This is a genomic window from Longicatena sp., assembly GCF_982403165.1.
In genome coordinates, this window is the sequence record NZ_CEVYEL010000081.1 from 1 (window position 1) to 8493 (window position 8493).

The window sequence follows — 8493 nt, forward strand, 5'->3', positions numbered from 1 at the left end:
GATCCTCGTTTAGCAAAGTTGAAAGAATTCAAATTGGAAGATTAAGTAGGAGGTGCTAACATGGCTGTTCAGCAGAGACGTAATTCAAAAACTAGAAAAGCAAAACGTAGAACTCACTACAAATTGGCTGCGCCAACTTTGGTGAAATGTCCAGCATGCGGTGAATACAAAATGCCTCACAAAATGTGTTCATGCGGTGAGTACAACGGTAAAACAATCGTAGAAAAATAAGAAAACAGACCGGGCAACCGGTTTTTTCTTTTCTGAAACATATAATGGTGTATCACAAATATAGCAGTAACAATATCCCCCTCTTGAAAATATGCTTTTTCAGAATTTAAAAATAAAAAGGGGAAAAGCGTTGAATAATTTCATAGAACGTGGTATATTAACTATAGAACTTCAAACGGAGTGGGTCATGCCCACTCCTTCATTATGTTGTAAAGGAGAATGTTATGGACGGATTGTCAAAAATCAAAGAATTGATCAAACCTCTTCTCGCACAAGAAGATATTGAATTGTACGATGTCTCATGGCAGCAAGAAGGTAAAAATCGCATTTTACAGGTTGCAATCATGCGCAAAGATGGCAGTATGGATATTGATACATGTGCAGCTATGTCAGAAAAAATATCAGAAAAGCTGGATGAAGTAGATATGATTGCCAGTGAATATTTTCTAGAAGTATGTTCTCCGGGGGCTGAACGTGAATTAAAGGATGAAACACAGATTCGAGATGCTCTGGATGAATATGTTTATGTGAAATTGAAAAATCCCAAAGCAGGCATGGATGCCGTAAAAGGATATTTGCGTGCTTATGAAAATGGTGATATCACGATGGAATATATGGATAAAGCAGTAAAGAAAAAGATAACAATTGATGGCGATAATATCGCATTAATTCGCTTAAGTGTGAAAATTTAAGAGAAAGGAAAAAGAAGAACATGAAGTTAAAAGATTTTATGGCTGCGATGCAGGCAATCGAAAGTGATCGTAAATTACCTCAGGAAGTTGTCGTAGAAGCGCTACAAGAAGCGTTGGCTAAGGCATTCCGTAAACACATTGAAATTCCTGATGCATTAGTACGTGTAGATGTTAATGAAAAAACGGGAAACATCAAGGTATATCAACAGCGTACGATTGTTGAAACGGTAGAAGATGATGAATTGGAAATTTCATTAGAAGATGCAAAGAAAATCAATCAAGAGCTGGAACTGGATGGTGTTGTCGAGGAAGAAGTAGACATTACACAGTTAGGCCGAGCAGCGGTTATCTTAGCTAAAAACGTTATGAAACAGAAAATCCGTGAAGCTGAGAAACTGATTGTGTATGAAGAATATTGTGATAAAGTTGATGAGATGGTTGTTGGAACGATTGAGTCTGTCGAGGAAAAATTCTGTATCGTAAATATTGGAAAGACATTGGCATTAATGCCTAAAAATCAGCAGATTCCTAACGAACGTTATCATGAAGGTGATCGTATTCGCGTGGTGATCATTGAAGTAAATAAAGAAACCAAAGGTGCACAGGTGTTAGTATCTCGCGGTGATGCAACTTTAGTAAAACGTCTGTTTGAAAAAGAAGTACCAGAAATTTTCCAGGGTGTGATTGAAATTAAGGCAATCGCGCGTGAGGCAGGAGAACGCACAAAGATGGCTGTTTATTCTCACAATGAAAACATTGATCCAATTGGTGCTTGTATCGGGCCGCGTGGACAACGTGTTCAGGTTATCATCAATGAACTTGGCGGTGAGAAAATTGATATCTTTGAATGGAGTGAAGATGTTACAGAATTAATTAAAAATGCTCTTTCACCTGCGGAAGTATTAGCCGTAATCCCAAGCGAAGAACGTAAAGGTGGCTTACTGGTTGTCGTACCAGATAATCAGTTATCTTTAGCTATTGGTAAACGTGGTAAAAATGCACGTCTGGCAGTGAAATTGACTGGCAATAAGATTGATATTAAAGCAGAGAGCGATGTGGATGCAGCTGGTATTGATTGGAAAGGCATCGCTATGAAACAGCGTGAAGAATTCTTAGCTGCGCAGGCTGCTGCCAAAGCATTGGCACAGCAAGAACGCTTTGAAGAGGCAGCGAGTGAAGAAGCTATATCACTTGCCGATGCAGGAGTATCCTTCCAGGAAGAAATTTTAGAAGAGCCAGAAGAAATGGTAGATGATGTAGTAATAGAAGCGAAAGCAAGTATCATCGCACCTGAAGTGGAAAAAGTGGCTGAAAAAGAAGTGGAAGAAGAAGTGGTTGAAGAAGAAAAAGAAGAGAGCGATCTGGAAAGAGCGGCTCGTATTGCTAAGGAAAAACAGCGTCAAGAAGGCTTAAATATCAAAGAAAAACAAGAATATAAATCAAAATTTGAAACATTGGCAGATGTTAGCGCAAAACAGGAAGAAAAACCGGTTAGCAAACCACGTTGGAAAAAGAGTGAAGAAAAGGAAGAACGCCGTAAACCAACCTTTGATTTGAGTAAAAAGGATTATGAAATGAAGCCTATTTACTCAGAAGAAGAACTAGAAGAAATCGAACGTGCTCAACGTGAAGAAGAAGAAAATGATTGGATTCATGATGAGATTGACTTCGATGAATATGATAAATATTACGAAGAATAAAGAAAAAGGAGGGAGCTTTTATGAGAAAAATACCTATGCGCAAGTGTGTGGCAACTGGTGAAAGTCTTCCAAAAAAAGAATTGATTCGTATCGTTCGTACCCCTGATGGTAATGTTGAAATTGATGAAACAGGGAAAAAGAATGGTCGAGGTGCCTATCTAAAGCGCAGTATTGAGGCACTGGAAGTGGCAAAGAAGAAAAAAGCTTTGGCGCGTTCATTAGAATGTGAGATTCCTCAAGAACTTTATGAGGAATTACAAAAGTTATTTGGTGAATGAAGAAAGCAATTGGAACACTGGGATTGGCTATGCGTGCCCATAAGATAGCTACCGGTGAAACGATCTTTAAAAAACTGCGCAGCAATCAAGTTTCGCTGCTTATTATGGCAGATGATATGGGAGAAAACGGTAAGAAAAAGCTGACAGATAAATGTGCCTATTATCATGTGCCCTATGTCTTTATGAATGGGGAAGAATTAAACATGGCTATTGGTGATAAGAATCGCAAATCTGTTGCAATATTAGATGAAGGTTTTGCACAAAAACTTCATGCTTGCTTGAAAGGCTAGGTGATTATATGGCAAGACAACAACACAAAAAAGGGAATGGAAACCGTAAGAACAATGGAAATCGCAAAAAAGAGTTTACACCACGGAAAGAACGTGTGGAAGTAAAAGAGATTACGTACAGTTCTGCACTGACGGTTCAGGAATTAGCAGAGAAATTAAATCGCAATGCAAGTGAAATCATCAAGCTTCTCTTTATGATGGGAACGATGGTAACCATCAACTCGACTTTGGATGATGAAACGATTGAACTTGTCTGCATGGAATTTAATGTAGAATGTCATAAGGAAATCATCATCGAAGAGAGTGATTTTGAAGAGATGATGAATGTTGAAGAAGAGGATGAAGAAAACTTAGTATCCCGTCCTCCTGTTGTTACGATCATGGGACATGTTGACCATGGAAAAACAACCTTGTTGGATACGATTCGTAAAACACACGTAACAGAAGGTGAATTTGGTGGCATCACGCAGCACATTGGTGCATACCAAGTATCAGTGAAAGGTAAAAAAGTTACTTTCTTAGATACACCGGGCCATGAAGCTTTCACGGCCATGCGTGCACGTGGTGCGAAAGTAACCGATTTGGTTATCATCGTCGTTGCTGCTGATGATGGCGTTATGCCACAGACCAAAGAAGCGGTGGATCATGCCAAAGCGGCTGGTGTTCCGGTTATTGTGGCTGTGAATAAGATTGATAAACCAAATGCTAATAAAGATCGTATCATGAATGAAATGAGTGACTTAGGATTACTTCCTGAAGCATGGGGCGGAGATACCATTTTTGCGGAAGTATCAGCAAAATTTGGCGATGGTGTTTCTGATTTGTTGGAGACCATTCTTGTTGTATCAGAAGTAGAAAACTTCCGCGCGAATCCAAATAAGATGGCAACCGGAACTGTTATCGAGGCGAAGTTGGATAAAGGACGCGGACCGGTAACAACCTTGCTTGTACAAAATGGTACATTGCATACCGGTGATGCTGTCGTTGTTGGTACTGCTTTTGGACGCGTACGTAAGATGACAGATGATCGTGGCCGCGAAATTAAAGAAGCATTGCCATCTACACCAGTTGAGATTATTGGTTTAAATGATGTGCCAATTGCAGGGGATATCTTTAAAGCATTTGATTCAGAAAAGAAAGCACGTCAAATTGCGGAAACACGTTTAACAAAACGTATTGATCAAGAACGTAACTCTTCAAGTGCGATGTCATTAGATGATTTAGCACGTCAGATTGAAGAAGGTGAAGTACAGGATATTAATGTCATCGTTAAAGCGGATGTACAGGGTTCTGCCGAAGCAGTAAAGGCAAGTATGGAAAAAATTGAAGTTTCCGGTGTGAAGGTGAATGTCATCCGTAGCACGGCAGGTGCCATTACTGAAAGTGATATCATGTTGGCAAGTGCATCAAATGCGGTGATTTATGGATTTAATGTACGCCCTAATGCGATGGTGCGTAAAAAAGCTGAAGAAGAAGGCGTAGATATCCGTTTGCATAACATTATTTATAAGGCTTTAGAAGAAATGGAAAGTGCAATGAAAGGAATGTTGGCACCGGTTTATGAAGAAGTTGTCATTGGCCAGGCAGAAGTTCGTCAGACTTACAAGGTTAGTAAGGTGGGAACGATTGCCGGATGTATGGTGACGGATGGACATATCACGAAAGATTGCAGTGTGCGTTTGATTCGTGAAGGTGTTGTAATCTATACCGGTAAGTTAGGTTCTCTGCGTCGGTTCCAGAATGATGTGAAAGAAGTTCAAAATGGTTTTGAATGTGGTATGACTATTGAAAACTTTAATGACATCAAAGAAGGAGATTTGATTGAGGCGTATGAAGACCAACAGGTTGAGCCAGAATAACATCAGGTGATAGAATGAAAGTAAAAGCAGAAAAAATTGCCGGAATCATTCAGAAAGAAGTCAGTGAGATCATTCAGTTTGAGCTAAAAGATCCTAAGATTGGCTTTATTACGATTACAGATGTCACGGTAACAAATGACCTCTCAATTGCTAAAATCTATGTATCCTTTTTAGGTCAAAAGGCTAGAGAAGAAGCCGGGATGAAGGCGTTAAATCGCAGTAAGGGATTTATTCGCAGTGCTTTAGCAAAACGTTTAACGATGCGTAAAGTACCAGAGCTTCATTTTCTAATCGATGATGCATTAGAAAGAGGCAATAAGATTGAGAAAATTATTAGTAAGATTAATGAACATTCATAAGCAAGATGCAGTCAATTGTGGCTGCATCTTTTTGTGCGACAGGCAGTTGCTATAATTCAACCATGTACAGGCATAGTTGAATTTTCTTTCTTATTAAGGGATTGTATTTATCAACAGGAAAAGAATAAAACCAGATGTTGAAAGAAGAAGGAATCGAATACTATACACAAAAGAGAATAAAGAAAATCGCAAATTCTGAAGTGAATTTACGATATAGTGGATATCATAAATAGGCATATTGGTAAGCCGTATGCCTTGTAGGGCACGTACGGTTTGATAAGGGGCGATAGTTTAATGACTATCGTCTACTTGCTTTTACAAAAGGCATACAAGAAGAGACTGTAGAAGAAAACTAGTTCACTATCAGAAGTTACCATGATACAATAGGCTAAAGAAAGGTTTAATTTTATAGGGGAATGGAAATGAGACGTAAAGATAGAGAAGTTACTGACGAGAAAAAAATTATGGAGATCATCTCTCAGTGTTATTGTTGTAGATTAGGTTTTATAGATAAGGGTGCCGTTTACATCGTGCCATTAAATTTTGGATTTGAAAAGAAAGCAACAGATTATGTTTTTTATTTTCATAGTGCTATGGAAGGTAGAAAGATTGAGTGTATGAAAACAGGAAATCCTGTTGGCTTTGAACTTGATACAAATTATCAGTTACAAGAAGCAAAAAATCCTTGTGCATATTCAGCAGCTTTTCAAAGTATTATTGGGACAGGAAAGATTGCAATCTTAACAGATGCAAAAGAGAAAGCATATGCTTTATCGCAAATCATGTATCACAATACTGGCAAAATAGATTGGCAGTTCTCACCTAAGATGCTTGCTAAGCTGGCCGTATTTAAATTGCTGGTAACAGAGTTGAGTTGTAAAGAACACAAAGCGATTTCTATGCATAACGATAATTTGAATGAAGATAAAAGGATATTGCTCGATCATATTGATGAGATTCATACGACAGAGAAGGGAAGCAAGCGTATCAAAACCAATTTAAAATTAGACGTATCAAATGTTGTAGCGTATTGCAAAGATAAACTCTTGGATAAAAACTGTAAGATTTATCGCATAGGAAAAAACTGGTATGGTGAGATTGATGGGATTAAAATAACAATTAACGCCTATCGTTATACGATTATTACCGCACATGCTATCAAATGATTTAAAAAATTCGAACACTAATTGAAGATATCATACTCGAATAGCGTGTAAAATATGCTATTCTACCATATTTATAACTTGTTGATGTTCATTATCATGATCATCCTTGCTTATTCGTATATGAAAGGATAATTATCATATGTTATAAACTTATATAAGTGATTAAAAAAGGAATGTGTAACATAAGCTGTTCACATTCCAAAAGTTTTTATATTACATGCCTTGAAAATTAAAAGTGAAATCATCACCGTCTTTAATCTTTAAGGCACTGGCAGCATCGCATTGGCCGGAAGCCTGGCAGGATTCATTATTGCTCGATTCATATAGCCACCATGGACCTTTTTGCCAATCCTTCGTTTTAACACCTAGGATGGAAACAATCTTTTTCCCATATGCGCTGTCTTCCATTTCTACCTTTAGCTCATTGGCTTTTTCTAAAAAGTCAGCTAAGGTAGTTACGTGATCTTTGACACTAACTTTTTTATTAAATATTTCTTCGCCTTCTTTATTTACAACGATGTGTAAAGTAATTGTTTCTTGTGAAGCTGATTTCGCTGTTTCGCTTGTTTCTTTATTCGTACATCCGCTGATAAACAGGATACAGCAGATGGCGAGTAGTTTACATAATTTTCCCATAAGAAGTACTCCTTGTAATTTTTTTTAAAATGGTATATATAGGCTGATAACAGATCATGCAACAAAAAGCGGATAGACATCCTTGAATACATGATATTTTCAGCCCTGCTAAGATATAAAGAATTGTGATTTTTTTGGATATAAGAAGAAATGGTATCTGGACAAGCTGACCGGTTAGAAAAGATAAACAACCGCATAAGAAACATAGTAACCAAAAGTGTTTTTGTAAAAATGGTTTACTTATGCCAATAAACAGACTGTAAAGAGGATAGATCAGACAATACATCATGCTCCAAGGGGTAACGCCTTGGATAGATAAATTCACGATGCTAAATACGATGGCACCTAACACAGCTTGTTTCGTTTCAAAACACATTGCAAAAAGGACAATGGTAAAGGTGATGCATTCCAGATACAGAACAAATGAAAATGATGTAAATACAACCGATTCTATTGCGGCCATAACCGCAATGTAGCATAATTCTTTAGCTTTCATAGGACTTGCTGATAAAGACTTGTTCCGCAATGCCTTCTGCTTTGTTTTCATACAGGCACATCATAAAAAAGGTATTTGCCAATAAATTCATAAAGTCAAGCAAATGGTGATTTATGGTATGCCCTTCTTTTTGCAATTTCGTTAGGATACGTATAATGGCTTTCGTTTTTGCACGCAAAACATGTAAATATGCTGTACCAAGGCTGCCTACTGGTAAAACAAAATGTTCTATCCTGACAAAGTAAAACTCATACATTGCATGAAGACGCATGACCTCATGCTTTTGTATGGCACATTTACCTCGGATAGAACCATTGGCATGATAGATGAGTGTAACAAGTTCTTGTATATCTTTTCTCTTGATGTGTTTGACATGATGCGCACATACGGCCGTCATACTGGCAAGCTCATCTGTTGCAATTTCATAATCACATAAGCTGCCATCTTCACTTAAAAAGCTATATGCACAATATTCCATACGCATTCTTTTTCACCCTCTCTTTCTTGTGGAGTGTGAAACAGAAAAAAGGAAAAATGATTTGCTTTTTTCTGATCACCCAGCAGATGCATTCATTACAGGCAAGTCTTTCGGCTTAACTTCTTCCTACTTTCCACCTTCTCATGCATAAGCACAATGGTATCTTGGATTTCGTCCATATCACGACTGCTGGGGCAGCGAAAGATTTTCACTTTCTTCCTTATTGAGTATGTCTACACCTGTAATATTCATTTTCAATTGTTCTATCTCATTATAGCTTTTTTTTCTATATTATGTCTAGCCAGAAG

The 8493-nt window shown here is 37.7% G+C and carries 11 protein-coding genes and 1 riboswitch; of the genes, 8 read left to right on the plus strand and 3 right to left on the minus strand.

Annotation, left to right across the window (positions count from 1 at the left end; translation table 11 throughout):
• Positions 1-60: 60 nt before the first annotated feature.
• From rpmF to AC1VS3_RS12135, 8 genes are all read left to right on the plus strand, one after another.
• Positions 61-231 carry a 50S ribosomal protein L32 gene (gene rpmF, locus AC1VS3_RS12100; RefSeq protein WP_008688294.1) on the plus strand — a complete coding sequence of 57 codons (171 nt, stop codon included), beginning with the start codon at positions 61-63 and terminating at the stop codon, positions 229-231.
• Between the two features lie 224 nt (positions 232-455).
• Positions 456-923: a ribosome maturation factor RimP gene (locus AC1VS3_RS12105; protein WP_008688295.1), complete on the plus strand. Its 468-nt coding sequence runs from the start codon at positions 456-458 to the stop codon at positions 921-923.
• 20 nt (positions 924-943) lie between these two features.
• A complete protein-coding gene (gene nusA / locus AC1VS3_RS12110) occupies positions 944-2623 on the plus strand; it encodes a transcription termination factor NusA (protein WP_008688298.1) in 1680 nt (559 codons plus the stop codon).
• A 20-nt stretch (positions 2624-2643) separates the two neighbouring features.
• Positions 2644-2901 carry an RNase P modulator RnpM gene (gene rnpM / locus AC1VS3_RS12115; RefSeq protein ID WP_008688300.1) on the plus strand — a complete coding sequence of 86 codons (258 nt, stop codon included), beginning with the start codon at positions 2644-2646 and terminating at the stop codon, positions 2899-2901.
• A complete protein-coding gene (locus AC1VS3_RS12120) occupies positions 2898-3191 on the plus strand; it encodes a L7Ae/L30e/S12e/Gadd45 family ribosomal protein (RefSeq protein WP_008688301.1) in 294 nt (97 codons plus the stop codon). Before rnpM ends, AC1VS3_RS12120 begins: the two co-directional genes overlap by 4 nt.
• Before the next feature lie 8 nt (positions 3192-3199).
• Positions 3200-5050 carry a translation initiation factor IF-2 gene (gene infB, locus AC1VS3_RS12125; RefSeq protein ID WP_008688303.1) on the plus strand — a complete coding sequence of 617 codons (1851 nt, stop codon included), beginning with the start codon at positions 3200-3202 and terminating at the stop codon, positions 5048-5050.
• Positions 5051-5064: 14 nt separating this feature from the next.
• Positions 5065-5409: a 30S ribosome-binding factor RbfA gene (gene rbfA / locus AC1VS3_RS12130; RefSeq protein WP_008688305.1), complete on the plus strand. Its 345-nt coding sequence runs from the start codon at positions 5065-5067 to the stop codon at positions 5407-5409.
• A gap of 422 nt (positions 5410-5831) precedes the next feature.
• Positions 5832-6575, plus strand: coding sequence for a DUF3781 domain-containing protein (locus tag AC1VS3_RS12135; protein WP_008688308.1), 744 nt, complete (start codon positions 5832-5834; stop codon positions 6573-6575).
• A 213-nt stretch (positions 6576-6788) separates the two neighbouring features.
• On the opposite strand, the gene AC1VS3_RS12140 is transcribed toward AC1VS3_RS12135, so the two are convergent.
• The 3 genes from AC1VS3_RS12140 to AC1VS3_RS12150 are packed head-to-tail and all read right to left on the minus strand — an operon-like array spanning position 6789 to position 8191.
• Positions 6789-7211 carry a DUF4430 domain-containing protein gene (locus tag AC1VS3_RS12140; RefSeq protein ID WP_008688311.1) on the minus strand — a complete coding sequence of 141 codons (423 nt, stop codon included), beginning with the start codon at positions 7209-7211 and terminating at the stop codon, positions 6789-6791.
• A complete protein-coding gene (locus tag AC1VS3_RS12145) occupies positions 7195-7707 on the minus strand; it encodes a hypothetical protein (RefSeq protein WP_017144656.1) in 513 nt (170 codons plus the stop codon). Before AC1VS3_RS12145 ends, AC1VS3_RS12140 begins: the two co-directional genes overlap by 17 nt.
• Positions 7697-8191: an ATP-binding protein gene (locus tag AC1VS3_RS12150; protein WP_008688315.1), complete on the minus strand. Its 495-nt coding sequence runs from the start codon at positions 8189-8191 to the stop codon at positions 7697-7699. Before AC1VS3_RS12150 ends, AC1VS3_RS12145 begins: the two co-directional genes overlap by 11 nt.
• 77 nt (positions 8192-8268) lie before the next feature.
• Positions 8269-8443: riboswitch (cobalamin riboswitch) on the minus strand.
• Positions 8444-8493 lie beyond the last annotated feature (50 nt).